This window comes from Kribbella sp. NPDC004536 (genome assembly GCF_042873835.1).
Taxonomy (GTDB): domain Bacteria; phylum Actinomycetota; class Actinomycetes; order Propionibacteriales; family Kribbellaceae; genus Kribbella.
Genome location: NZ_JBIALY010000002.1, coordinates 927,488 through 952,696, shown reverse-complemented (window position 1 = coordinate 952,696; position 25,209 = coordinate 927,488). Strand labels below are relative to the sequence as shown.

The window sequence follows — 25,209 nt, the reverse complement described above, 5'->3', positions numbered from 1 at the left end:
TCAGCGTGGGGTGTCGGCTGTTGACTCCCGTGGCCGGCGGTGTCCGTCGACGGCTGCTACCACGACGGACACGAACGTTGCAGCGATGCCGATTGCGAACAGCACTACTTCGTAGGTTGCCAGGTGCGAACCCGGCCGGTGCAGCTGGCTGTGCAGCAGGATCGCTCCGCCCAGTGCAGCCAGCAATGTGCCTAGGAGCGGGACGGCGATGAAGGCCACCCGGGCACGGAGGTATCCGATGGTCAGGATGCCGATCGCGAACGCTGCGGGTACAGCCGGAACCATCGCCAGGCGATCGTCGTAGCCGACGAGGTGCGATCCCAGCCACCCCGCGGCCGCGATCGCGCACGCCGCGGCCGCCAGGACGACGACGGTACGCCACACCGTGCCGCCGATCGTGCGGCCCGGTTGGGTCCGGGGCTCGCTCTGCGTTGTCATGCGCTCAGTATGGCGACCGGCGGGAGCGTCGAACCCCGACCCCGACAACGCCGTCGGACGCGCGGCGACGGCGGACGTGCGGCGACGGGACCGGCACGGGAGGCGGCACGCGGGAGGGGCAGGGGCAGGGGCAGGGGCAGGGGCAGGGGCAGGGGCAGGGGCAGGGGCAGGGTGGCGGCTCAAAACGGCGGACTCGCAGCGGCGGGCCCGGAGCGGCGGGCCCGGAGCGGCGGGCCCGGAGCGGCGGGCCCGGAGCGGCGGGCTCTGACCGGTAGTGGTCAAGGTCGTTGACGGTTGGTGGTGGGCGCTGTGGGGTTGACGGTATGGCGAGCGTCGACGACGTCCGGCGGCAGTTTCGGAATCCACCGCCCGAGGGGCGGCCGATGATGCGGTGGTGGTGGTTCGGGCCGTCCGTCAAGCGAGACGAGATCGACCGCGAGCTGAACGCGATGGCCGCGGCGGGTCTCGGCGGCACGGAGGTCGCGTTCGTGTACCCGATGGGGCCGGTGACCGCGCCGTTCGGGTCACCGGAGTTCCTCGACCTGGTCGGGCACGCGTCCCGGACGGCTCGGTCGTTGGGACTGCGGTTCGACGTGACGCTCGGCAGCGGGTGGTCGTACGGCGGTCCGCACATCGGCCCGGAGCTGGCGGCGCGGAAGCTGCACTGGGACCGGCGGGAGATCGGGGCGGAGGCGTACGACGTACCGATCGTCCCGGCCTGGCCCGGGGACGAGTTCGTGGCCGCGTACGTCGGCGACGGGAACGCGCCGTCGTCGTACGTCGAGGTGCCGGTCAGCGACGGCGTGATCCACGTCCCGGCGGGCGGGCAGCCGCGTGAGGTGTTGATCGCCACGTCGCGCGTGACCGGGCAGCAGGTCAAGCGGATCGCCGCCGGCGCCGAGGGCCACACGCTCGACCACTACTCGGAGGCGGCTGCGCTGGAGCACATCCGGTGCGTCGCCGAGCCGCTGCTCAAGGCGGCCATGCCGGTCGGGTCCGTGTTCTGCGACAGCCTCGAGGTGTACGGCGGGAACTGGACGCCGGCGATGTTCGCCGAGTTCGCGCAGCGGCGCGGGTACGACCTGCGGCCGCGGCTGTACGAGCTGCTGGTGGACGGTCCGGGCGCACGGGAGTTGCGCATCGACTTCGGGCGGACGTTGTCGGAGTTGTACGAGGACAACTTCCTCAAGGTGTTCCAGCGGTGGGCGGCCGGGTACGGTGTACCGTTCCGGATCCAGAGCTACGGCGAACCGCCGGCGACGATGAGCAGCTGCCGGCACGCGGACCTCTTCGAAGGCGAAGGGTGGGCCTGGAAGGGCGTCCCCGAGACCCGTTGGGCGTCTTCGGCGGCGAGCATCTACGGACGGTCGGTGGTGTCGGCGGAGGTGTGGACCTGGGTCCACTCGCCGTCGTTCCGCGCGACACCGCTGGACCTGCAGGGCGAGGCGCACGAACATTTCCTGTCCGGCGTGAACCAGCTGGTCGGCCACGGCTGGCCGTACTCCCCCAGCGACGGGCCGGGCCTCGGCTGGGTCTTCTATGCGTCCGGAGCGTTGGACGACCGCAACCCTTGGTGGCCGACGGCAACAGCTTTGTTCAGGTCCCTGCACCGGCTGTCGTGGACGCTGCAGCAAGGTACGCCGGTACGCCCGGTCAAGGTGTACGTCCCGACCTCGGACGCGTACGTCGCCGGCGGCCTCAACCTGTACCGGGTCGCCCGCCGCCTGATCCCCGCGTCGATCCCCGCCACCATCCGCGAAGCAGGCCTCGACTTCGACCTGATCGACGACGACGCAATCAAGATCCTCGACCCGGCCGACGTCGCGCTCGTAGTTCTCCCCGAAGGCGCCACCACGGCGCCGGCCACCACCCGCTGGCTGGAGTCCGTCCGGACGGTCGTGACCGACCCGACCGACCACCTACCCGCTCCCCCGTTCCCAACTGTCCCCGACGTAGGCGTCGTCCACCATCGCCTGGACGACGGCGACCTTTACTTCGTCGCCAACACCTCCACCGAGCCCCGTACCCTCACCTTCCGCACCCCACTCGAACGCTGGAACCCCCACACCGGCAACATCACAACAACCCGAACCACAGTCCTCCACCCCTACGAGTCAGCAATCCTCGCCCCCACCACCACTGCCGCCCAACCCACTCCCCCACCCCAACCCCCGCCCCCGGACCTGACCGCCACGCCCGACCACCTTGTCGAAGCAGTCCCAGGCCCGTGGACCGTTGCCTTCGACAACAACATTCGCCCCGTCGAGCTACCCCACCGCTGGGAAGACGACCCATCCCGTACGACCTACTCCGGCTCCGCCACCTACCGCACCGGCTTCGAACTGGAAGACACCACGACCGTCATCCTCGACCTAGGCCCCGCCGAACACGTCGCCCCCGACAGCGAGCCGTACCTCCCAGACAACTCCTACCGCGCCCTCATCACCCCGCCGATAGGCGTCGCCGCCGACATCTACCTCAACGACCACCACTGCGGCTCACTCTGGGCGCCCCCGTACCAGCTCGACCTGACGGCAGCCGCGCGACCAGGCGTCAACGAGCTGCGGATCGTCGTACACAACACCGCCGCCAACGCCCTGTCCGCTGACCAGCACCTGCTCGACGCGGTCGCCGAGGTCACCTGGCAGTACGGCCGCCGCTTCGACCTGCAGCACGTCGAGCACGCGGCCGACTACCTCAACTCCGGCCTACTCGCCGTGCCGCGAATCCTCCGTCAGGCCTGAGACAGGAACCGATCCAGCACCCGCGACCCGAACTCCAGCGAAGCAGTCGGCACCCGCTCGTCGATCCCGTGGAACATCCCCATGAAGTCGAGCTCCGGCGGCAGCTGCAGCGGTACGAACCCGAAGCACCGCACCCCCAGCCGGCTCCACGACTTCGCGTCCGTACCGCCCGACATCAGCAACGGCGCGAACCGCGCCTGCGCGTCCTCGGCCTGTACGCACGCCTTCATCGCCTCGACGAGCCCGCCGCTGAACTCGGTCTCCAGCGCGATGTCCGTGACGACCGTCTCCCGCTGCACCTTGTCGCCGATCAGCTCGTCGATGGTCGCGTAGAACTCGTCCTCGTACCCGGGCAGGAACCGGCCGTCGATGTGCGCCTCGGCGTCGCCCGGGATCACGTTGACCTTGTAGCCGGCGTTCAGCATCGTCGGGTTCGCGGTGTTGCGGATCGTTGCCCCGAACATCCGGCTGAAGCTGCCGAGCTTGGCCAGCGTGGTCGTCATGTCGTCCGGGTCGAGCTCGGTCCCGAGCACGTCCTCGAGCGTCTTGAGGAACTCGCGGACCGTCGGCGTGACCCGCAGCGGCCATTCGTGCGAGCCGATCCGGGTGACGGCCTCGACCAGGTTGGTGACCGCGTTGTCGGTGTTCACCATCGACCCGTGCCCCGCCGTACCGCGGGCCTTGAGCCGCATCCAGTTCATGCCCTTCTCGGCGGTCTCGATCAGGTACAGCCGCAGGTCGTCCTTGACCGTGATCGAGAACCCGCCCACCTCGCCGATCGCTTCGGAGCAGTCCGCGATCGTGTCCGGGTGGTTGTTGATCAGCCACTGAGCGCCGTACACACCGCCGGCCTCCTCGTCGGCGGTGAACACCAGCCGTACGGGGCGCCGCGGCTTCACGCCGGCCCGCTGCCGCGCCCGTACGACCGACAGCACCATCGCGTCGAAGTCCTTCATGTCGACCGCGCCGCGGCCCCACACGCAGCCGTCGAAGATCTCGCCCGCGAACGGGTCGACCTTCCAGTCCTTCGGGTCCGCGGGGACGACGTCGAGGTGCCCGTGGACGAGCAACGGGTCCGCATCCTGGTCCTCGCCGTCCCAGTGGGCGACCAGCGTCGCGCGGCCCGGTTCGGACTCGTAGATCGTCGACTCGATCCCGACCTCGTCCAGCTTCGCCGCGACGTACTCGGCCGCGACCCGCTCGCCGTTGCTCTTGCCGTTGCCGTAGTTCGTGGTGTCGATGCGGATCAGCTCGCTGCAGAGCTCCACCACCTCGGCGTCGGCGGCGTACGACGTACTGTCACTGGAGGTCGTCATGAGGCCCATCCTCCCTCACGACCGGTCGGAGGGCAGAGCCAGGTCAGGGTCAGGCCAGCGTGATCGTGTCGCCCTTGATCGTGATCTGTTTGGGCGGCAGCGGGCGCGGTGCGGGACCTGCCACGACGGCACCGGTCGCGATCGCGTACTTGCTGCCGTGACAGTCACAGTTGATCGTGCCACCGGACACGGTCGCTACGGGGCAGCTCAGGTGGGTGCAGATCGAACTGAAGGCCTTGAACGTGCCCTTGAGCGGTTGCGTGACGACGACCTGGTTCGGCGCGAAGATCAGCCCGCCGCCGACCGGGATGTCCGTGGTCTTGCCGAGGACCGTGTCGGCCGGCGCGGGAGCGGGGGTAGCCGTGGGTTCGCCGTACTTCTGGCACCCGCTGAGCGCCGCCAGTCCGGCGGCCCCGGCTCCCGTGAGGATCGCCCGGCGGCTTGGTGCGTCCACGACTGCTCCCTTCAGCGGACGATGCCGAACGTGGTGAAGAACCACAGCGCGGACGTCAGCCACAGGCCGACGAGTCCGGTGAACACCGCCCCACCTGCGACCGGCAGTAGCCAGCGCGGCCCGTCGGTGCGGGTCAGCGCCAGCATCTTCACGACGAACGCGCCGTAGAAGAAGCAGCCGAGCAGTGAGTGGATCAGTACCCGCGGTTCGCCGTACTGGAAGCCCAACGCGTACAGGCAATGGGCGACAACCGGGAGGGTGACGGCGACGGCGGCCCGGCCGGACCAGCGATGCAGGGGCGCCAGGCCGGAACGGCCCCGGTAGAGGGCCACCGCCGACAGCACCTGGACGAGACCGAGTACCGCGGCGAGTGTCGCCAGCCAGGCTTTCACGGATCGGAAGCTCGAGAAGCCGGCGATGTCGATCGCGACCCCGGTCGGGGTATGCAGGCGGCCGTAGACACCGAGTGCCACGGCGGCCGCGGCGCCGGCCGCGAACGGTACGACGACTGTGCTCGTCTTGGGGCCTGTTGTTGTGGTCATCTCAGAACGTTTCGTCGCCGGTGATGGTTCGAGCTGTGACGGGTGCGCCATTGACGGTGGCGGTACGGCGGTCCGGATCGAGGCGTGGGGCGGGTGCCGGCGTACCGTCGTCGTCGACGCCAACCTGCTCGCCGTTGGGGAGGACGATCCAGCCGATCGTGCCAGTGCTGTTGCGCGCGCGGTAGAGGCCGGCAGGTGGGCCGGCCACGCGGATCGTGAACTGCAGCGTTCTGCCGTGCAGGGTGAGTGATCCGGTTGCTGTGGTCGTGGTGAGGGTCGCTACCAATCGTTCGCCGGTCCGTGATCGGAGGACGACTCGGCCGGTCGTGACCGTTCCCGTCAGCCAGGCCTCGAGGCGGCGGCCGTCGCAGATGTAGCTGACGGCGCGGTTGCCTTTGACGGCGATCGCTACGGCAGCTTCGCGGGTCTGCGTGCGTCCGGCGTACACGACCGGGCGTACGGCGGGTGTGGTGCTGGTGGCCGGCGTTGTGGCCGGCGTTGCTGTGGCCGCGGGGGTCGGGGGTGCGGCGGTGGTGGCGGGCGCGGTCGGGCCGGTGGTCTGGCTGCCTTGGGTGCTCGGCTGGGTACTCGGCTGGGTACTCGGCTGGGTGCGGGTCTGGGTGCTGTCCACGACGAGCAGGGCGACCAGTCCCGCGACGGTCGCCGCCAGCGTCACCAACGGACTTCGCTGCCCCATTTCATCCCCATCCCCGACACGAGGATCCCGCCGGCGCGGCGACCCGGTCAACGGCTGGGACGAGTACGTTGGACGTATGAAGGGCGATCGGGTCGAGATCGTCGTCGACACGGGCAGCGGCGTCTCCTCGTACGAGATCACGGCCACCAAGGCCGGCCGCCGCGTCGAGATCAGCACGAGCCGCAACGTCACCGAGGTGGTCGAGGTGACCCGGTCCGGTACGCCGATCCGCACCGCGCGCTTTCTCTCCGCGCGCGTGATCGCGCTCGTGGAGCACCCGGCCGGCGAACCCTCGCCCGACGGATCGCGTCCTGATCGCTGACCAGGTCGCCACCGCCCCCGGATCGGTCAACGCAATTCCTCCGCGGATTGACCGGCGCGCGGCGCTATCGTCGGCAGCAGCGGTGATCTCTGGTCGCCGCACGATCCGTCGGGAGACCCAGTGTCATCGAAATCCACGACCCCACGCCCGCACCACCCTGCCGTCCTCGCCCTCGAGGCGCAGCGGGCGGCGAACCTGCAGCTGCGGATCGCCGACTGGATCACGGCGTTCGCCGGCTCGATGCGGTTCGTGTACGCGCATGTGGTGCTGTTCGCGGTCTGGATGCTGTTCATCGAGAAGAGCCCATGGCCGACCCTCACGCTGATCGTGTCGCTGGAGGCGATCTTCCTGTCGACGTTCGTGATGATCGGCCAGAACCGCCAGGCCGCGTTCCAGCAGACGAAGGCCGATCACGACTTCAACGAGTCCGAGCTGGAACTCAAGACCAACACGCAGCTGACCCGGGAGATCCACGCCCTCACCACCGAGCTGCACCGCCGCTTGGTGGAGAAGTAGACGTCAGAGCACCTTGAGGCCGTACATCTCGCCGAGCGGGTCCGCGATCAGCTCGATCCGGGCGCCGTCGGGATCGCGGAAGTAGATCGACGTACCGCTCTCCTCCTGGAACTCGACCCCGTGCGTCGTCAGGCTCTCCTTGAGGTGCTCCCACCTGTCCGGCTCGACCGAGATCGCCAGGTGGTGCAGCCCGCCGAGCACCTCCGCGTACGGCCCGAGATCGAGGCCCGGGAAGTCGAAGAAGGCCAGCAGGTTCCCGTTCCCGATGTCGAAGAAGAAGTGCGTCGAGCCCTCGTAGTCCCGGTTCCCGACCATCTCGGTCAACGGGAACCCGAGCACGTCCTGGTAGAACCGCACCGTCCGCTCGACGTCCGTACACAGTAACGCTGTGTGATGAAGGCCACGCGCCGACGACTTCCCGCCCGGCTTCAGGTACGCCGTCCGGATCCGGTCCCGCTCGGCCTCGATGGCGGGCAGGTCGATGTCGGTCATGCCGAGTCCCCCTCAGATCCGGAAGAACAGGTTCAGGTACCGGTCCGCGACGGCCCGGTCTCCCCGGATCGTACCGGCGTTGCTGCGGCCGAACGCGGTCAGCACGAAGCTGCCCGGGTCGAACTCGATCACCGCCGGCAGGTCGTCGACCTCGCCCGCCGCGTAGTCCATACCGTCCGGGCCGACGGTGACCCGGGTGTCGCCCGCGTTCGGTCCGCTGGTGATCCGGATCCCGAGCTCGCACGCGTCCTTCGCGCCGGTCGTGTACTTCCAGAGCACGAACATGAACGGTACGAGCAGGTCGGCCGCCGCGCCCGACAGCCCGTGCGCCCGGCCGGTGCCCTGCCGGATGTCCCACGAGTGCACGCCGTAATCCATCAACTGGAACGCGGGGTAGAAGAACGCGGGCAGCGGACCCATGTAGAAGTGCGGCACGGTGAACCCGCCCCAGTCGTCCGGCCCGAGCGCGTCGAAGATCCCCATCACCTTGTCGAAGTCGGTCCGGAGCCGCTCGATCAGCTCGTCCTGCGGAACGTTGCGCAGCGCCAGCGCCTGCTTGTCGACCCGCTCCGCCATGCCCGGCAGCCCGTACGCCGCCGGCACTTCCGTGTGCGACCGCGCCGCGTCGAACGCCACGAAGTACGCCTCGGTCGTGTCCGTGAGATGCGCCACCACATCCCGCACTTCCCAGTGCCCGGCCCCGGTCGGCGCCTCCCACACGTCCGCCTCGCCGACCATCCCGAAGAACAGCTCCGCCTCGTCCCGAACCACCCGGAGCATCGTGTCCTTACCCTCGTACGTCATCCCGTTCCACACGTCCACGGCGCCCTCACCTCCACCCACGAGGCCGATCCTTCAATTTCAAACTACGCCGCCGACACGCCACCGTCACCACCCCACCGCCCCGATGTGAATTCCACCCCTGGAGTTTGCTACTGTTCTCCGGTCGGCACCGCACAAGCGGTCAGACCACTCGTCCGGGTGGCGGAATAGGCAGACGCGCTAGCTTGAGGTGCTAGTGCCCGTTTAAGGGCGTGGGGGTTCAAGTCCCCCCTCGGACACACTTCTTGTCGAGAGGGCCGGCCGTGAGGCTGGCCTCGACTGTCGGGGACCGCTTCGCGGCGGCTGTCTCCCGGTCGCCTTCGGCGGCGGGAGCGAACTGCAAACACCCCTGAACGGCGCCAGGGACTGGACGGCGTGGCGATACGTCAACCAGGGCCGCAGCACCTGTTCGGCTCCCCCGGACTCGGCGGCGTCACATCACCCCCGGCGGAGCTCGAGGTTCGCTTCAGGTGGAACTGAGGGCGGCACAGGTGATGCAAGTGCGGGCTGCTGGTCTGGCTTGTAGGCGGGCCGGCGGAATGGGTTGGGCGCAGCGTTCGCAAATGCCGTAACGGCCGGTCGACAGTCGCTCGAACGCCGCCTCGATCTCCGCCAACTGCCTCTCCACCTGTTGTACCAGCGACGTGACCTGGGATCTCTCGAACGCGATCGTCGCGCCCTCAGGATCGTGCTCGTCATCGGCATTGGAATCTCGTGACGCGGCGACCACCTCATGAAAATCGCCCGTCAGGCTCGCCAGCCTTCGCAGCGCTTCTCGGCGTTGCGCCTCTAGCAGGACGCGAGCTTCCTCCATTGATCCATCGTGACACTGGTCGCGGCGAACTGACGATGGAGCAGAATCCTCGCGGCGGCGGAGGGCGAGTCCGTGTACGGTCGACCAACAACCGTCAAGCGAAGGAGTCGGATGTCCGAGGAGCGTGTGGCTGCCAAGGCAGAGATCGACGAGTTGATGCGAGTCTTCCTGGACGCGTTCACCAACACGGGCGGCAGCCGGCCGAAGGTGGAGAATGTCCGGCAGGTGTTCATCCCGGAAGGGATCATCATCGCGAACGTCGAGGACGGTCCGGTCGTCTACGGTGTCGAGTCCTTCGTCGAGCCGCGGGAGAAGATCCTCACGGACGGAACCCTGACCGAGTTCTCCGAGTGGGAGGTCTCCGAGCGGACCGAGATCTCCGGTTCGATCGCGCACCGGTTGAGCGAGTACGCGAAGTCCGGCGTACGCAACGGCGAACGCTTCGAGGGCTCCGGCTACAAGACGACGCAGTTCGTCCGGACTCCCGCCGGCTGGCGGATCAACTCGCTCGCCTGGTACGACGTGTCCTAGCCGTCCTCGTTCGGGCAAGGATTCAGGCGATGCCGGTTAGGCCGCCGAGTGTCGCTGGCACCACGGCCAATCGGTGCGTTGGCGCGCAGCGTCGTTTCGGCGGCCGTGTTAGCCCTTGAGGCCGGAGAGGGTCATGGTGGCTACGAACTGTTTCTGGGCTACTAGGAAGAACAGGATGAGCGGCAAGGTGGCTACGACGTTGCCGGCCATCAGTAAGGACCACTCGGTTCGGCGGGTGCCTTGGAAGTTGGCCAGGCCGAGCTGCAGGGTGAAGGCGTGGTCGTTGTTGATCGCGATCAGCGGCCAGACCAGGTCGTTCCAGGAGCCGAGCAGCGTGAAGATCGCCAGGGTCGCGAGCGCGGGCTTCGCCAGTGGAAGCACGATCCGGGCGAAGACCTGCCAGCGATTCGCACCGTCGATCAGGCCGGACTCCTCGAGCTCCTTCGGCAGCGAGAGGAAGAACTGCCGCATCAGGAAGATCCCGAACGCCGACGAGAGCCAGGGCACGATCGCCGCGCCGAGGCTGTCGATCAGCCGCAGTCGCGAGAACAGCAGGTACGTCGGGATCATCAGCAGCTGGGTGGGAATCATGATCGTCGCGAGGATCATGAAGATGCCGACCGTACGCCCCCGGAACGCCAGCCGGGCGAATCCGTACCCGGCCAGCGAGCACAGCACCAGATGGGACACGATCGCCGAGGTCGCCACCAGCGCCGTGTTGCCCAGCCACAGCAGCGCGTCCGACTCGGTGAACAAGGTCACGAACCCGCTGAAGTCGATCCGTGACGGGATGATCGGCGGCGGGAACTTGAGCAGCTCGGCCGCCGGCGAGACCGACGCGAGGAACATCTGCAGGAACGGCAGCAGGAAGAGCAGCGCCACCGGAGCCAGCAGCAGATGCCAGCCGGACGGACGCAGCTTCGAGCCCTTGGACGTCACTAGAAGGCCTCCATGTTCTTACGCCGGGAATAGACGACGACCCCGATCGTGGTCAGCAGCGTGATCGCGAACAGGACGTACGCCGCCGCCGAGCCGTAGCCGAAGTCAAGAGATCTGAACGCCTTGTCCCACAGGAAGTAGACGATCGTCCTGGTGGCGTTCAACGGACCGCCACGAGTCGTCGTGTAGACGAGGTCGAACAACTGGATGGCGCCGATCGTCTGCCAGATGGTGACGAACACTGTCACCGGACGCAGCTGCGGCCAGATCACCCGCCAGAACGTCTGCCAACTGCCTGCGCCGTCGACGCGCGCGGCCTCGATGAGCTCGCCCGGTACGTCCTGCAGCGCGGCCAGATAGATGACCGTGGTGAACGCGGCCTGCCCCCACAGCGACATGATCGCGATCACGACCATCGCCTGGGCCGGATCCTCGAGCCAGCCCTGCGCAGGCAGCCCGAGCATCCGGAGCACGTTGTTGACCAGGCCGTACTGCGGGCTGAACAGGTACGTCGACAGGATGCCGGTGGCGGCCGCCGAGGCGACGAAGGGTACGAAGATCGCGGTGCGGTAGATCCCGATGAAGCGAATCCTCCGGTTGAGCGCAACCGCCAGGAACAGGCCGGCCAGGACCGACATCGGCACGAACATCGCCGTGTAGACGATCGTGTGCAGTACTGCGTCGCCGAACTCCGCGTCCGTGATCAGCCGGCGGTAGTTCTTGCCGCCGACAAACTCGGGGGCGCTGAAGCCGTTCCACTTCTCCAGCGAGAGCACGAACGCCCAGCCGGCCGGAAAGACAGAGAGCCCGAGCACGATCAGCGTTGCCGGACCGACGAAGAGCCAACCCGTGAGCGAAGTCCGCCACCCGACATGCCGACGTCCGGAGCGACCCGGTTGCTCGGCCTTCGACGGCGCGGCGGCGGGCGACAGTTCCGTGGTGGTCATCGCGCGGCCTCGAGCGCGGTGTTCGCCTTGGCCGCGGCTTTCTCCAGCGCCGGTCGCGGGTCGGCTCTTCCCTGCAGGACCTCGGAGATGGCCGCGCCGATCGCCTGCGACAGTCCCACGTAGCCGGAGACGGTCGGCCGGACCTTCTTCGCGTTGGCGCCGTTCGCCGCCATCACGTCCAGGCCGGGATACGTCTTGACCTGGGTCTGGAAGGCTGCCGAGCCGACCTCGGAGGAGCGCAGCGGCAAGTTGCCGACGGCCACATTCCAGCGTTCGTCCTGCGCCGCCGAGGTCAGCCAGTTGGCGAACTCGTAGGCCCAGTACGCGCGGTTCTCGTCGTGGTGGTCGAACAGCGCCCAGAGGTCGGGACCGGACGCGGTCTGGTGATCCCCGTTCGTCCCGGGGAGCAGCGTCACGCCGTACTTCGTCTGCGCTGTCTTGAGGTCGTAGAGCACCCACGGTCCGGACAGCATCATGCCGATCCGGTTGTTCCGGAACAGTTGCTCGTACTTGGTGTCGGTCTGATCGAGGTAGACCGACTTGTCGGTGACGGCCATGTCCCGCAGCAGGGTCAGCGCCTTGACGCCGGCCTCGGAGGCGAAGGCGGCGGTCTTCTGGTCCGGGCTGAGGATCTCACCGCCGTTCTGCCAGAGCTCCGGCCACAGCTTCCAGACGGTGTTCTCGGCACCGGACACCGAGTAGGCGTAGCCGTAGGTACTCGTCGCGGGATTGGTGAGCTTCTTCGCCGCGGCGCGGAGGTCGTCCCAGGTCCACTGGTCAGTGGGATAGGGCACGCCGGCCCCGTCGAAGACCGTCTTGTTGTAGAGCAACGTGAGGTTGTCGACGACCGCCGGGAAACCAATCGTCTTCTTGCCGGTCGGCCGGGCCGTGAGCCGGGCACCCTCCGGGAACTCGCCCCACTTGACGTCGGGTTCGGCAACGCGGCTGGTGATGTCGAGGGTACGGCCGGACGACTCCAGCTCACTCGCCCAGCTTCCGTACGCGTAGGAGATGTCCGGGTAGCTGTTGCCGACGAACCCGGCGGAGAGTTTCTGCAGCAGGTCGTCGGTGCTGGACGCTCCGGGCGACACGTCGATCGACACGTTCGGATGGGCCTTCTCGAACTCGGCGGCCAGTCCTTCGAGGATCTTCTCCGAGTTCTCGGTCTGTCCTGTCCACCAGCTGAGCGAGACCTTCGCGCCCTTGTCCAGGCTGCTCGCACCCTGGCCGCTCGATCCGCACGCAGTCAGCGCGAGCGCGACGAGTGCCGTGACGACGCAGAGGGTGGTACGACGTTTCATGACAAGCTCCTGGGGTCGTCAGTTGCGGTTCGGTACGTCGGACAGGTCGAGCTCCACGCCGCCGCCCAACGTCGACGGCAGCAGATCCTGATGGACCTTGAACAGCTCGTCGACGAGCCCGGCGAGCCGCTCAGGTGTGAGCGTGGAACTGGCGTTCGGATCGACGAGCATCGCCTGCAGCACCAGCTCCCGCGACCCGGTCAGGGCTGCCTCCACAGCGAGTTCCGCCACAGACAGGTACGTACGGTTGTGTACTGCGCCCTGCGCCGGGATCGCACCGACAGCGATGGGCGTGATGCCAGCGCCGTCGACCGTGGCCGGGACCTCGACGACCGCCCCCTGGGGCAGGTTCGAGATGAGGCCGCGGTTGGGCACGTTCACGTGGATCTCTCGCTCGGTGTCCGTGAGAACGGAGTGGATGATCTGCGGCGCGTACTCCGCGGCGTCGCCCTCGTCGTCGAACTCCAGGTCCCGGCCCTCGGCGAGCGCCTGCTGGGCCGCGTGGAACTCGGCCAGGTTGCGTCGGTCGGTGTCGAGATGCTGCATCGGCCGCAGCCTGAACCGCTCGATCTGTTCGTCGGAGCGCAGGAACCACGACAGGTACTCGGCGCTGTGCTCGCTCGTCTCGGTCGGGTAGTAACCGATCCGGCGGAAGATCTCCACCCGCACCCGGCGCTCGAGCTCCGGATCCTCCGCGATCTTCTCCCGCAGCTGCGGGTAGAGGTCGACGCCGTCCCGGCTCCACTCGTAGAGCCACGACTGATGGTTGACGCCCGCCGCCCGGAACCGGGTGCCTTCGAGGGGTACGCCGATCAGCGCGCAGAGATCGTGAACGGTCCAGAACACGCTGTGGCACAGGCCGGCCGTGCGCAGGTCCGGCGAGACGGCCGCCAGCCACCAGATGTTCATCGCCATCGGGTTGGTGTAGTTGAGGAACAACGCCTCCGGACAGACTGCGCGCAAGTCCCTGGCGATCCCTGACAGGACGGGGAACGTCCGCAGGGCGCGGAACACGCCGCCGATACCAGTGGTGTCGCCGATCGTCTGGCGCAGCCCGAACTCGTACGGGAGCTCGAGATCGAGACGGCTCGCGTCGACGCCGCCCACCTGGATCATGTTCACCACGAAGTCGGCGCCCTCCAGGGCCGTACGGCGGTCCGCAGCGGCGGTGATCCGGAGCGGGCGGCCGGTGCGGGCGGCCAGCTGATGCGCCGTACCGCAGGCCACGTCCAGGCGCGTCGGATCGATGTCGTGGAGGACCAGGTCGAGCTCCGGCAGATCCGGGAAGCTCAGCAGATCCGCGATCAGCTGACGGGTGAAGACGACGCTGCCTGCCCCGATGAACACAATGCGAGCCACCAGCTGTTCTCCTCGAGTGGGTGATCGGTCTCGGCGATCTGTCATAGTGATTGCTGCAAGATTAATGCATATGCTGCATCCGCTTGCAATAGCTTGCCGCGACCACTCGCAGAAATCGGAGAGAGCCACCCATGACGATCGACACCCGCTTCACGGCCGAGGACCTCGCTGTCGAGATCCACGCCAGCGAAGGCGCAATGGGGTCGGCCGCTGCCGGCCGGGCCGCCCACATCCTCAGGACCGCGGTACGGGCACGCGGGCTGGCTCGCGTCGTGATCGCGACCGGGAACTCGCAATACGCGTTCACCGACGCCCTGGCCGACGAGGAGATCCCGTGGGACCAGGTCGAGGTCTTTCACATGGACGAGTACGTCGGGATCGACGACCGGCATCCGGCAAGCTTCCAGCTGTGGATCCGGAACCGGATCGGGCAGCGGTTCGCGCCGGCGCGGGTGCACTACCTCAGTGGCGCCGGCGATCCGCACGCAGAGGCGGACCGCTACGAGCGCGAGCTCCGGTCAGCGCCCCTCGACCTTGTCTGCATGGGCATCGGAGAGAACGGTCACCTGGCCTTCAACGAGCCTTTCGACGCCGACTTCGACGACCCGCGGTGGGTCCGGGTCGTCACGCTGACACCGGAGTCGAGGCGCCAGCAGGTCGACGAAGGTCATTTCGCGTCGTTGGCCGACGTACCCGGACAGGCGATCACGCTGACGATTCCGGCGCTGCTGTCGGCGGATCAGGTCCAGGTGTGCGTGCCGGAGCGCCGCAAGGCGGGCGCGGTGCGGGCGACACTGGTCGAAGAGATCGGTCCGCACTGCCCGGCGACGATCCTGCGCCGATCGCCCAACGCCGTACTGCTGCTCGAGCCCGCCTCGGCGTCGCTGCTGGACTCTGCGGTGACGGTCGAGCCGAGCTGAGCACTGGGCATTGTCAGGAGGTGGGCGCAGGACCGGTGGAGCTCCGCACTATCAGCCGGGAGTCGAGGACGACGTGCTCGTCCTCGACCTGCCGGCCGTCGAGGATCGCGAGCAGGGAATCGACCGCCTCGGTCCCGGCTGCGTCGCCAGGAACGTGTACGGAGGTCAACGTCGGATACGCCATCGCCGACATCGGACTGTCGTCCACCCCGATGACACTGACGTCTGTTCCGGCCCGGACCCCACGCTCGGTCAGCCGCGCCATCACGCCGAGGGCGATCAGGTCGTCGTACGCGATCACGGCGGTGATTCCGCGCGCGATCACCAGGTCCGCGGCATGGACGCCGGACTGCACCTGCGCCTCGAACGGTCCGAGCTCCACCAGCTCGAGGCCCAGCCGGGCGCTCGCCGCCAGGACCGCGCCGCGGCGCTGGGTGTTCGACCAGGAACGCTTGGGCCCGTTGAGGTAGGCGATGGCGCGATGCCCGAGCGCGGCGAGGTGCTCGACCGCCTGCTCCATCCCGCCGGCCTCGTCGATGACGACGCTCGCCGCGCCCGGGACAGCCCGGTTCACGAAGACCACCGGACCGAGCGCGATCAGCTCATCCATCAAGTCGTCGGAGGTACGGGGCGAGGCGATGATGAGGCCGTCGACCTGTCGGCGCATGGTGCGGGCCCGCGGCAGCTCGTCGGCGGGGCGCTCGTCGACGTCGGCGATCAGCACTGTCCTGCCGTGCTGGATGCCGCGCGCCTGAACTGCCTTGATGATCGGCGGGAAGAACGGATTGGCGATGTCCGGCACCAGCAGCCCGATCAGGTCGGTACGGCCGGCCGTCAGCGAGCGTGCGCTGTGGTTGGGGACGTACCCCATCTCCCGAGCGATCCGCTCGACCCGCTCGCGGGTCGTCGCGTTGACCTTCTCCGGGGCGGAGAGCGCCCGGGAAACGGTGGAACCCGACAACCCCGCCGCAGCCGCGACGTCGGCAAGAGTGACCGCCATGCCGCTCCTTACCCCTCGAAGGACAACCGTGCTGCGGTTGCAGCAACCGCTTGCAGTATAACCGGGGCAATCCTCGCCGCGAGACACGCAGGGCCGTCCGATCGGATTCAGCCGACCCGGGCGAGTGAGAAGGTCTCTTGTATGGTTTCGCATCTGCTTCCCGTCCTCGGCGATCGCGAGCTGGTCGAGCTCGACGCCGAGCTTGCTCGGGCCGCAGTTACCGCGCTCGCGGTGACCGCTGTGGATCTCGGTGGCGTGCCTCGTGCGAAGTTCGTGCCGCGCGAGAGGATCGCCGAGACGCACCGGCTCGGGCTGGGTGCAGCACCGAGCTGGCATGTCTTCTGCGTCGACAACGGCATCGCGTTCACGCCTGAGCTGGGGGTGGTCGGTGACCAGCGGCTGCGCCCCGACCTGCGTGCCCTGCGGACGCTCGGCGGTGGCTTGGCCTGGGCGCCGGCGGAGTTCCAGGAACAGTCCGGCTCGCCCTCGCCGCTGTGCACACGTGGCCGGCTACGGGAAACGGTGGGCGAGCTGGCGGCGCTCGGCGTGACCGCGACCGTCGGCTGCGAGGTCGAGTTCGTACTCACCGCCGCTGACGGCGCGGCGCTGACCGAACGCCCGTGGAACTGCTACGGCCTGACTGCGGGCCTGGACCGGGAGGACTTCCTGCTGCGACTGCTGGACGACTGCCGAACCGCCGGGCTCGACGTCGTGCAGTGCCATGCGGAGTACGGCGACAGCCAGTACGAAATCTCCTTCTCCCCCGCCGATCCGGTCGCCGCGGCCGACATGGCTGTTCTGGCGCGCATCGTGATCGGCCGCGCGGCGCGGCGCGCAGGGCTTGCCGCGTCGTTCTCGCCGGTACCGTTCGCGGGTGGTAGCGGCAACGGGGCCCACATCCACGTCTCGCTCGAACGCGACGGTACGCCGATACTGTCCGGCGGACCCGGGCCGCACGGGCTGACCGCGGAGGGCGAGTCGGCGATCGGCGGCATCGTCGCCGGGCTGCCTGGCGTGGTCGGCGTACTCGCCGGGTCCGTGCTGTCGGGTCAGCGGCTGCTTCCCGGGCACTGGTCGGGCGCCTTTGTCTGCTGGGGACTGGAGAACCGCGAGGCCGCAGTGCGTCTGTGCGCGGTCGACGCGGGCAGCGCCAACATCGAGGTCAAATGCGTCGACCCGTCGGCCAACCCCTACCTCGCGATCGCGGTGGTGCTCGGCCTGGTCGAGGACGGTCTGCGGCGCCGTACCCCGCTGCCGGCCGAGGCGACCACTCATCCGGCCGACGCGCAGCACCGCACGCTCCCTACCGATCAGACCGCGGCGCTGGACGCGCTCCGCGATTCGGCCCAGGCCGAACACATCCTCGGCGCTGACATCCTGTCCGCGCTGCTTGCCGTACGGCGGCACGAGGTGACCGCGTTCGAAGGACAGGATCCGTCCGCCGTGACCGAGCGGTTGCGGTTCGCGTGGTCGGCATGAGCGAAAGCGTCGCCGAACTGGCCGCCGAGGTACCGCTGATCGACCACCACTGCCACGGAGTACGGACCGGTACCGCGACCGATGCGGAGGTGGAGCTGCTGGCCACCGAATCGGACTGGCCTGCCCCGCCCGGCACGTCGGTGTTCGACAACCCGTTCGGGATCACGGTGCGCTCGGTGTGCGCGCCGTTGCTCGACCTGCCGCGGCATTGCACCGCGGAGGAGTATCTCCGGCGCCGCGGCGAACTGGGCGGCACGGAGGTCAGCGCGCGACTACTGGCTTCGAGCGCAACCGAACGGTACCTGCTCGACACGGGCTTCCAGGCTTCGACGATCACGACGCCGGACGAGATGGCGAGGCTGACCGGCACGGCCGCCGAGGAGATCGTGCGCCTGGAAACGGTCGCCGAGTCGATCGTGCCGGGCTGTACGGCAGCCGGCTTCTCGAGCGCGTTCGACGACGCGCTGACGACCGCCGCCGCGAACGCCGTCGGCGTCAAGTCGATCATCGCCTACCGGTACGGTCTCGACTTCGACCCGGCGCCACCGGAACCTGCTCAGGTCACCGCGGCCGCGGGCCGCTGGCTGACGGCCGTCGAGGCAGGCGCACCTACGCGTCTCACGGAACCGGTGCTGCTGCGGCATGTGCTGTGGCGGGCGGTGGAGCTCCGGAAGCCGATCCAGTTGCACGTCGGGTACGGCGACCCGGACATCGTGCTGCACCGCTGCGATCCGTCGCACCTCACCGGGTTCGCGCACGCGACACGTACGACCGGGGTTCAGCTGATGCTGCTGCACTGCTACCCGTACATCCGTCAGGCCGGGATTCTCGCGCAGCTCTTCCCGCATGTTTGGCTGGACACCAGTTTGGCAGTCAGCCATACCGGACCGTCCAGCCAGACGCTGGTGCGGGAGTCGCTGGAGATCGCGCCGCTCCACAAGGTGCTGTACGCCTCGGACGCGTTCGGCCTACCCGAGCTGTACGCCTGCGGATCATGGCTCTGGCGCCGGTCCGTCGGCCGGGTGCTCGACGAGTGGCTGGCCGACGATCTGATCGGCACGGCCGACGCGCGGCGCTACGTCGAGATGCTGAGCCGCGGCAACGCCGTTCGAGCCTACGGTCTGGAGTAGGCCAGCTTCAGCCGTGCAGGGTGCGGTAGCGGGTGGCGGCGGCTGGGTGGAGGGTCAGCGGGCTGGTGCCGATGAGGGAGTTCGGGTCGAGGTAGTGCGCGCCCACCGCGGAGGCCGGTACGAGGCCCGCTGCGCGCTTGACGAGGACGTCGACGATCTTCGCCGCGACCGCACCTGGGACTTCGGGCCGGCAGATCAGAAGGTTGGGAACGCCAATGGTGTTGATCTGTTCGACACCGCTGTAGGTCGCGGCCGGGATCTGCGCTCTCTGGTAGACCACGCCGTACGCGGTGCGCAGCTTGGACAGCCAGTGATCGAGAGGCAGCAGGCGGATGGGTACCTGAGCGGAAAGATCCGACAGCCGCCGGGTCGGTACCCCACCGGACCAGAACATCGCGTCGATCTGTCCGGTGGCGAGCGCGTCGGTCGCATCCGACAGATGAAGGTTGGCGATCACGGGCGCGCGCTCGGCGAGCATGCCGGCCGCGACGAGGAGCCGATTCGTGGTCAGTGCGGCGCCGGCGCCCGGTGGCCCGGAGGAGACCCGTTTGCCGACGAGGTCGGGTAACTGGCGGACGGGTTCGGCCGCGCGGACCACGCACTGCAGATAGTTCTCGTACACCCTGCCGAGGGCGACAACCTCGCGGGACTGCGCGGCGGCATCGGCGAGGCAGATCGCCAGGTCCGCTTGCCTGAGACGCACGAGCTCGAGGTTCTGCAGGCTGCCCTCGGTCGACCGCACCTCGACGGCCCGGGCGACCTTTGCGGCCGTCAGCTGGGTGGCGAGGAGCTGTGCGAACTCCAGGTAGAACCCGCCACGCTCACCGCCGGCCACCACCAGCCGGTCCACGAGGGGGCGGTCAGAGCTGCAACCACCGACTAGCGACGCCGCTCCAGCAGCCAGCAGCGCCCGCCGTGACAACCGCAGCACGCTCATGGCGCCGTCCGTAGGTCTACGTGAACCGCGAGACCGTGAGGCCGCACCGCCTCGATCGTGAGCGTCCCGCCGGCGGCGCTCACCAGTTGGTCGACGATCGCCAGACCGAGGCCGCTGCCTCGCGACGACTGGTGCTGATCGGCGCGCCAGAACCGCTGCGATGCCAACGTACGTTGCTCCTCGGGAAGCCCGGGCCCGTCGTCGACGACACTCAGCCGAACGCCGTCCGCGCCCGACTGCTCGATCCGGACGATCACCCGCGCACCGTCGCCGGCGTACTTGATCGCATTGTCGACGAGGGCGCCGACGATCTGCCGTAGGTCGGTTTCGCTGACCGCCACCGGCGGTACGACGGCAAGCTCGGCAGCCAGGTCGACACCGTTCTCGGCAGCGAGCAGCCGCCATGCTGCCACCTCACCGGGCAGCACCTCGAGTACGACCGACCGACCGGCCACGGCATCCGGGCGCCGGCTCTCGGCCTCGGCAAGCCTGAGCAGGTCGTTGAGCAGCGCTTCGAGCCGATCGAGGTCCTGCTGGATCCCGGCGAACCGCGGGCTGGACGGATCGCGGAGCTCCGAGGCCAAGGCGTCGAGCCGGAGGCGGACGGCCGCCAGCGGGTTCCGCAGCTGGTGCGACGAATCGGCCACCATCCGGCGCTGCATCTCCAGGGATCGGGTGACCGTGGCCGCCATGTCCGCGAACGATCTGGTCAGATGGCGCAGCTCCGGCGGGCCGGACAGCATCACAGCCGGGCCGGTCGTCGGTGTCTCGGCAAGGCCGACGACGGCCTCCTCGAGCCGCCGGACCGGAAGGACCACCCAGCGGGTCAGCAGGATCGCCAGTTCGAGGAGAAGCAGCTCGGCGGCGATCGCCCCGGTCACGATCAGCGCCCAGTCGCGACGGACGCCGGAGATCGCTCTGCTGGCATCGACGCGCAGTACGACTGCGCCGGCCAACTCGTGGGGCGTGCCAACAGGACGGGCCAGCAGATGCCGCGGCTCGCTCCACGGCCGAACCGGGTCGAGGGTCGTCTGCGCAAGATTCCGCGACGCGGACGCCAGAGTCTCTCGGACGCCCGGATCGTCCAGGTCCAGCGAACCGGTGGACATGACCGGGTGTCCGCTCGGGCCAACAAGCAACAAGTCTTCGCCGTACACCTCGGTCATTCGGGACGCCTCCGCCTGCACGCTCGCCAGGTCGCCGGCGTCCTTCATCTCCCTGGCCAGCGCAGCGAGCCGGTCGAGCGTTGCGACGCGGCTGAGCAACAGCGCCTGCGTACGGGCCTGAGAGGTGGTCGCGAGCAGCGGCAGAACCAACCCGGCAACGGCGACGAGGGAGAAGATCGTCAGCACGATCAAGACCCGCGTTCTCATGAGCCGAGCCGGTATCCGAAACCGCGGATGGTCGTGATCAGGCCAGGACTGCCGAGCTTGACGCGGAGCTGGGCAAGATGGACGTCGAGCGCCCGCGAGCTCGCCAGGAAGGCGTCGCCCCACAGCTCGTCGAGGATCACCTCGCGACTCACCGCGGCACCTGCGCGGCGCGCCAGCGCCGCGAGCAGGTCGAACTCCTTCGGAGTGAGCGCAATCTCCCGCTCGCTGACCCGGACGCGTCGAGCGGTCAGGTCGATCACGACGTCACCCACCTCGACGACCCCGGCGGGCAGTGAGCTCCGGGCGCGTCGGGTGACCACCACGTCGATCCTGGCCAGCAGCTCACCCAGCCGTACGGGCTTCACGAGATAGTCGTCCGCGCCGAGCCGCAGGCCGCGCACCACCGACCGCTCGTCGCCGCGCGCGGTGACGACCACCAGCGGGACTTCGCTGACCTGGCGCAGCTTTCGCAGCACGTCCAGCCCGTCTCCGTCGGGCAGGCCGAGGTCCAGCAACACGACATCGGCCGAGCTGTGCCGAAGTAGCACGTCCGCGCCTCGGGAGACCCGGTGCGGTTGGTGACCGTGCGCGCCGAGGACGTCGACCAGCGCCTCACCGACGCTGTCGTCGTCCTCGGCGATCAGTATCCGCACAAGGAACATCTTGTCACCGCAACGGTCTCGGTGGAGAAATCCTTACGCGCACGCCTGTTGTCGCTACGCGCAGGATCGCGGGGGCCGCGTGGACGCGAAAGGTGCCGGACCGGCTTCCTTGACACAGAGGACTCAGTTCTTCCTTCGTCGCCGGGAGGCCGTCATGCCGGGCAAGCCCACTCTGTCTCGTCGCAGTTGCGTTGTCGGAGCCATCCTCGCCCTGCTCGGAAGTTTGCTGGTCGTCGTCGCGGCGACGCCGGCTGCTGCCGCAACGGTGCTGGGCGAAGCACAGGCGCGGGAGGTCGCCGTCAGGACCGGGCGGCAGGTCGAGGTCGGCACGCTGACCACCGAGACAGGGCAGGTGTTCGCCAATCCGGACGGTTCGTACACCCGGCACGAATCAGCGTTGCCGGTACGCGTACGCCAGTCGTCCGGGTGGGTGCCGGTGGACATGACGTTGCAGGCCAGATCCGACGGTACGGTAGCGCCGGTCGCCGGCCCGCTCGATCTCGCGTTCTCCGGGGGCGGCGAAACGCCGCTGGTACGGCTTCGCCAGGACGGCCGCGAACTGGCTGTCGGCTGGCCGGGCCGACTCCCCCAGCCGGTGTTGTCCGGCGACACCGCGACGTACCAGGAGGTCTTTCCCGGTGTCGACCTCGTCCTGACTGCCTCGACTGCAGGTCTGTCGCAGATCCTGGTGGTCAAGAACGCGACAGCCGCGGCGAACCCGGCGCTCGAATCGCTGCCGTATCGCCTGACAGCCAAGGGTTTGGAGGTTCACGCCACGGCGGCCGGTCTGACCGCGACGGATCCGGCCGGCGAGGTCGTGTTCAGTGGACCCGCGCCGTACATGTGGGACTCCTCCGGTCACGGGTCCGCCGTACAGCCCGGTGGCCGGGTCACGGCCGTCGGCGCCCGGGTGGCCGGGGATCAGCTGTCGCTCGTGCCGGATCGGGCGTTGCTGACCAGCAAGACCACCCGGTTCCCGGTCTACATCGACCCGTCGTGGTCCGGCGTCAAGCAGGCCTGGACGCAGGTGTGGAGCAACTACCCGACCACATCGTTCTACAACGGCGCGAACCTCGGCACCTCGGAGAAGGTCGCCCGCGTGGGCTACGACGGTACGGACCAGAAGCGCACCCGCTCGTTCTTCCAGTTCGACACCAGCGGCGTGAAGTACAAGCACATCCTCAAGGCCACGCTGCAGACGTACGCGAACTGGTCGTGGTCATGCACGGTGCGCGAGGTGCAGGTGTGGGCGACCAACCCGATCTCCTCGGCGACGACCTGGAAGAACCAGCCGACCTGGTCGTACCAACTGGAGAAGAAGAGCTTCGCGAAGGGCTTCTCGTCGTCCAGCTGCCCGGCCGGCGGAGTGGAGTTCAACGTGACCAGCCAGGTCACGAACGCGGCGGCCAACGGCTGGTCGAACGTCACGCAGGGACTTCGGTCGTCGACGTGGGCGGAGAGCAACAACGATCCGTACTCGTGGAAGAAGTTCGCCAACAACCCGAGCATCACCATCGACTACAACACCATCCCCGACAACCCGGCCAACCTCACCACCGAAGGCTCGGCGTCGTGTGTGACAGGCCCTGATCGGTTGGTCGTGTCCACGGTGACCCCGACGCTTCGAGCGACGCTCCATGACGTCGACAACTCGGTTCAGGCGCACTTCGAGTGGTGGACGCCCGACGGTTCGGCTCCTGTCGGGGAGTACGTCTCGCCGGTCGTCGCCGGCGCGACGCCCACGGTCGTGGCGACCGCTGTTCCGTCAGGTGCCTTCGGCAACGGTGCGGTCGGCAAGTGGCGGGTACGGGCCGAGGACGGTATCGACGTCAGCGCGTGGAGTCCGTGGTGTGAGTTCGCCGTGGATGCCACCGTCCCGGACGCGCCGACGGCGGTGTCGTCGGGGTTCCCGGACAACGGAGCCGGCGACGCGGTGATGGGGACGAGCCTGCCGGTGACGTTCGGCGCGAACGGGGAGGCCGATGTCGTCAAGTACGAGTACGCCCTGAACGGGACATCGACCGCGCTGAACCTGACCGCGACGCCGGCGCAGCCGGGTGGCGAGGTGACAGTTTCGGTGCTGCCGGATCGGTACGTGAACTGGGTGCAGGTCCGATCGGTCGATGCCGGAGGCAACCGTTCCGAGGTGGTCACGGCGGTGTTCTACGCGGGCCCGGCGCCGGCCCCGGTCGCGAACTGGGGTTTGGACGAGACCGGTGACGGCACGGTGGCGGTCGACTCCGGGTCGGGCGGGCACAACGCATCCCTAGGTGGCGGGGCGTCCTGGGGCGACGGCAGGCAAGGCGGCGCCCTGACCCTCAACGGCACGAGCGGGTACGCGGCGACGAGCGGGGCGGTGGTCAACACGCTGAACTCGTTGTCCGTGTCGGGCTGGGTGCGGCTGACCGACACGTCGCACACCGCGGTGGTGGCCACCCAGGTCGGGAACCAGGCCGGCGCCTTCACGTTGTACTACTCGAGCTCGTATCACCGGTGGATCTTCAATCGCACCTCGGCCGATGTCGCCGCACCGACGTACGTCCGGGCCGTCTCCACCACGGTGCCCGCAGCGGACGGCAGGTGGGTTCACCTGGCCGGCGTGTACGACGCTCCGAACGCCCAGATCCGCCTTTATGTCAACGGTGTTCTCGAGGCCACCACGGCGTACACGACTCCGTGGAACGCGGCCGGCTCGTTCCAGATCGGGCGGTCGAAGGTCAACGGGGCCTACGGCGAGTACTGGCCGGGTGATCTGGACCAGCTCCAGGTGTACAACCGGGTGCTGCTGCCGGGCGAGATCCAGCAAGTGGCCCGCCGCGACGGTCAGTGGCTGATGGACGAGACCTCCGGTACGACCGCCGGGGACGCCGCCGGGGCCCATCCGGCCAGTTGGTCGGCCGCCGGTGTGTCCCGCGTGGCAGGCAAGACCGGCAATGCGGTGCAACTGAACGGCACCACCGGTGTGTTGACGGCGTCGGGACCGGCGATCCGTACGGACGGCAGCTTCACGGTGGCCGCCTGGGTGAAGCCTTCCGCGGTCGGCAAGAACGAAGTCGTGATCAGTCAGGACGGCTCGCAGGTGAGTGGTTTCAGCCTGGGATACGGCTGGGACGACATGTACGGCGGCTACCGCTGGTCGGTGGCGATGCCGGTCGCGGACTCGGCGTCGGCTGAGGTGCACACGGCGGTCAGCCCGTTCGACGAGCCGGTGGCCGGTGGCTGGACGCACGTCGCGGGCGTGTACGACGCGAAGGATCAGTCGCTGCGGCTGTACGTCGGCGGCCAGTTCGTGGCCGAGACGTATCACCGCAGTGCGTGGAACGCGGCCGGAGCGTCCCGCTTCGGAGCGAGCTGGACGTCGGCGGCCGGCCTCGGAAGCTTCTTCACCGGCGCCATCGACGACGTACAGCTGTATTCCGGTGTGCTGTCGGATCAGCAGATCGCCGACCTGTACCTGCCGTCCCAGCAGTAACC

24 protein-coding genes and 1 tRNA gene are annotated in these 25,209 nt (G+C 68.6%); 9 read left to right on the top strand and 16 right to left on the bottom strand.

All coding sequences use genetic code 11. The features are described 5' to 3' along the window. Positions 1 to 438 (bottom strand): hypothetical protein, encoded by a 438-nt coding sequence (locus ACFYRU_RS19315; RefSeq protein WP_387660498.1) that lies wholly within the window; start codon positions 436 to 438, stop codon positions 1 to 3. Between the two features lie 323 nt (positions 439 to 761). Here ACFYRU_RS19315 and ACFYRU_RS19310 point away from each other — a divergent pair, with 323 nt between their 5' ends. After that, positions 762 to 3,182 (top strand): glycosyl hydrolase, encoded by a 2,421-nt coding sequence (locus ACFYRU_RS19310; protein WP_387660495.1) that lies wholly within the window; start codon positions 762 to 764, stop codon positions 3,180 to 3,182. Here ACFYRU_RS19310 and ACFYRU_RS19305 read toward each other — a convergent pair. From ACFYRU_RS19305 to ACFYRU_RS19290, 4 genes are read right to left on the bottom strand one after another with little or no spacing between them, the layout of a single operon-like run. Next, the gene (locus ACFYRU_RS19305; protein WP_387660489.1) at positions 3,173 to 4,498 is read right to left on the bottom strand and encodes a M20/M25/M40 family metallo-hydrolase; all 1,326 of its coding nucleotides are present in this window, start codon (positions 4,496 to 4,498) and stop codon (positions 3,173 to 3,175) included. The two genes, ACFYRU_RS19310 and ACFYRU_RS19305, sit on opposite strands and share 10 nt — an antisense overlap. 49 nt (positions 4,499 to 4,547) lie before the next feature. Then, positions 4,548 to 4,952 carry a Rieske (2Fe-2S) protein gene (locus tag ACFYRU_RS19300; RefSeq protein ID WP_387660488.1) on the bottom strand — a complete coding sequence of 135 codons (405 nt, stop codon included), beginning with the start codon at positions 4,950 to 4,952 and terminating at the stop codon, positions 4,548 to 4,550. 11 nt (positions 4,953 to 4,963) lie between these two features. After that, a complete protein-coding gene (locus tag ACFYRU_RS19295) occupies positions 4,964 to 5,494 on the bottom strand; it encodes a DUF6529 family protein (RefSeq protein ID WP_387660485.1) in 531 nt (176 codons plus the stop codon). Between the two features lies 1 nt (position 5,495). Continuing rightward, on the bottom strand, positions 5,496 to 6,191 hold the full coding sequence (locus tag ACFYRU_RS19290) for a hypothetical protein (RefSeq protein ID WP_387660483.1): 696 nt from the start codon (positions 6,189 to 6,191) through the stop codon (positions 5,496 to 5,498). 76 nt (positions 6,192 to 6,267) lie between these two features. On the opposite strand from ACFYRU_RS19290, the gene ACFYRU_RS19285 reads away from it, so the two are divergent. Then, a complete protein-coding gene (locus tag ACFYRU_RS19285) occupies positions 6,268 to 6,513 on the top strand; it encodes a hypothetical protein (protein ID WP_387660480.1) in 246 nt (81 codons plus the stop codon). Positions 6,514 to 6,633: 120 nt separating this feature from the next. Further along, positions 6,634 to 7,029: a DUF1003 domain-containing protein gene (locus ACFYRU_RS19280; RefSeq protein WP_387660477.1), complete on the top strand. Its 396-nt coding sequence runs from the start codon at positions 6,634 to 6,636 to the stop codon at positions 7,027 to 7,029. A gap of 3 nt (positions 7,030 to 7,032) precedes the next feature. Here ACFYRU_RS19280 and ACFYRU_RS19275 read toward each other — a convergent pair whose 3' ends face one another. Together ACFYRU_RS19275 and ACFYRU_RS19270 are read right to left on the bottom strand one after the other, a co-directional pair. After that, a complete protein-coding gene (locus ACFYRU_RS19275) occupies positions 7,033 to 7,521 on the bottom strand; it encodes a VOC family protein (protein ID WP_387660475.1) in 489 nt (162 codons plus the stop codon). 12 nt (positions 7,522 to 7,533) lie between these two features. Beyond that, positions 7,534 to 8,364 carry a maleylpyruvate isomerase family mycothiol-dependent enzyme gene (locus ACFYRU_RS19270; RefSeq protein WP_387660472.1) on the bottom strand — a complete coding sequence of 277 codons (831 nt, stop codon included), beginning with the start codon at positions 8,362 to 8,364 and terminating at the stop codon, positions 7,534 to 7,536. Between the two features lie 132 nt (positions 8,365 to 8,496). On the opposite strand from ACFYRU_RS19270, the gene ACFYRU_RS19265 reads away from it, so the two are divergent. Then, positions 8,497 to 8,582 (top strand) — tRNA-Leu (locus ACFYRU_RS19265). 227 nt (positions 8,583 to 8,809) lie between these two features. Here the strand turns inward: ACFYRU_RS19265 and ACFYRU_RS19260 are convergent. Then, complete coding sequence (locus tag ACFYRU_RS19260) at positions 8,810 to 9,157, bottom strand: TraR/DksA family transcriptional regulator (protein ID WP_387660469.1); 348 nt, start codon at positions 9,155 to 9,157, stop codon at positions 8,810 to 8,812. Positions 9,158 to 9,268: 111 nt separating this feature from the next. Here ACFYRU_RS19260 and ACFYRU_RS19255 point away from each other — a divergent pair, with 111 nt between their 5' ends. Further along, entirely contained in the window at positions 9,269 to 9,688 is a 420-nt protein-coding gene (locus tag ACFYRU_RS19255) for a hypothetical protein (protein ID WP_387660467.1), read from the top strand. 108 nt (positions 9,689 to 9,796) lie between these two features. Here ACFYRU_RS19255 and ACFYRU_RS19250 read toward each other — a convergent pair whose 3' ends face one another. Genes ACFYRU_RS19250 through melA form a run of 4 tightly spaced genes read right to left on the bottom strand, consistent with a single transcriptional unit; the run spans position 9,797 to position 14,234 of the window. Beyond that, positions 9,797 to 10,627, bottom strand: a complete 831-nt coding sequence (locus tag ACFYRU_RS19250; protein ID WP_387660464.1) for a carbohydrate ABC transporter permease — start codon at positions 10,625 to 10,627, stop codon at positions 9,797 to 9,799. Further along, positions 10,627 to 11,574, bottom strand: a complete 948-nt coding sequence (locus ACFYRU_RS19245) for a carbohydrate ABC transporter permease (protein ID WP_387660462.1) — start codon at positions 11,572 to 11,574, stop codon at positions 10,627 to 10,629. The genes ACFYRU_RS19250 and ACFYRU_RS19245 overlap by 1 nt, the downstream gene beginning before the upstream one ends. Next, entirely contained in the window at positions 11,571 to 12,875 is a 1,305-nt protein-coding gene (locus ACFYRU_RS19240; protein ID WP_387660459.1) for an extracellular solute-binding protein, read from the bottom strand. Before ACFYRU_RS19240 ends, ACFYRU_RS19245 begins: the two co-directional genes overlap by 4 nt. A gap of 18 nt (positions 12,876 to 12,893) precedes the next feature. Further along, the gene (gene melA / locus ACFYRU_RS19235) at positions 12,894 to 14,234 is read right to left on the bottom strand and encodes an alpha-galactosidase (RefSeq protein ID WP_387660456.1); all 1,341 of its coding nucleotides are present in this window, start codon (positions 14,232 to 14,234) and stop codon (positions 12,894 to 12,896) included. Between the two features lie 131 nt (positions 14,235 to 14,365). Between melA and ACFYRU_RS19230 the strand changes: the two genes are divergently transcribed. Next, a complete protein-coding gene (locus tag ACFYRU_RS19230) occupies positions 14,366 to 15,154 on the top strand; it encodes a 6-phosphogluconolactonase (protein ID WP_387660454.1) in 789 nt (262 codons plus the stop codon). Positions 15,155 to 15,167: 13 nt separating this feature from the next. On the opposite strand, the gene ACFYRU_RS19225 is transcribed toward ACFYRU_RS19230, so the two are convergent. Beyond that, positions 15,168 to 16,154 (bottom strand): LacI family DNA-binding transcriptional regulator, encoded by a 987-nt coding sequence (locus tag ACFYRU_RS19225; RefSeq protein ID WP_387660451.1) that lies wholly within the window; start codon positions 16,152 to 16,154, stop codon positions 15,168 to 15,170. A gap of 141 nt (positions 16,155 to 16,295) precedes the next feature. Here ACFYRU_RS19225 and ACFYRU_RS19220 point away from each other — a divergent pair, with 141 nt between their 5' ends. Next, positions 16,296 to 17,633 carry a hypothetical protein gene (locus ACFYRU_RS19220; protein ID WP_387660448.1) on the top strand — a complete coding sequence of 446 codons (1,338 nt, stop codon included), beginning with the start codon at positions 16,296 to 16,298 and terminating at the stop codon, positions 17,631 to 17,633. After that, the gene (locus tag ACFYRU_RS19215) at positions 17,630 to 18,763 is read left to right on the top strand and encodes an amidohydrolase family protein (RefSeq protein ID WP_387660446.1); all 1,134 of its coding nucleotides are present in this window, start codon (positions 17,630 to 17,632) and stop codon (positions 18,761 to 18,763) included. Before ACFYRU_RS19220 ends, ACFYRU_RS19215 begins: the two co-directional genes overlap by 4 nt. Before the next feature lie 7 nt (positions 18,764 to 18,770). Here the strand turns inward: ACFYRU_RS19215 and ACFYRU_RS19210 are convergent, their stop codons facing one another. Genes ACFYRU_RS19210 through ACFYRU_RS19200 form a run of 3 tightly spaced genes read right to left on the bottom strand, consistent with a single transcriptional unit; the run spans position 18,771 to position 21,735 of the window. Further along, positions 18,771 to 19,700, bottom strand: a complete 930-nt coding sequence (locus tag ACFYRU_RS19210; RefSeq protein ID WP_387660444.1) for a TAXI family TRAP transporter solute-binding subunit — start codon at positions 19,698 to 19,700, stop codon at positions 18,771 to 18,773. Then, on the bottom strand, positions 19,697 to 21,073 hold the full coding sequence (locus tag ACFYRU_RS19205) for a sensor histidine kinase (RefSeq protein WP_387660441.1): 1,377 nt from the start codon (positions 21,071 to 21,073) through the stop codon (positions 19,697 to 19,699). The genes ACFYRU_RS19210 and ACFYRU_RS19205 overlap by 4 nt, the downstream gene beginning before the upstream one ends. Continuing rightward, the gene (locus ACFYRU_RS19200) at positions 21,070 to 21,735 is read right to left on the bottom strand and encodes a response regulator transcription factor (RefSeq protein ID WP_387660439.1); all 666 of its coding nucleotides are present in this window, start codon (positions 21,733 to 21,735) and stop codon (positions 21,070 to 21,072) included. Before ACFYRU_RS19200 ends, ACFYRU_RS19205 begins: the two co-directional genes overlap by 4 nt. Before the next feature lie 154 nt (positions 21,736 to 21,889). Between ACFYRU_RS19200 and ACFYRU_RS19195 the strand changes: the two genes are divergently transcribed. Then, positions 21,890 to 25,207: a LamG-like jellyroll fold domain-containing protein gene (locus ACFYRU_RS19195; RefSeq protein ID WP_387660436.1), complete on the top strand. Its 3,318-nt coding sequence runs from the start codon at positions 21,890 to 21,892 to the stop codon at positions 25,205 to 25,207. The last annotated feature ends 2 nt before the right edge of the window (positions 25,208 to 25,209 follow it).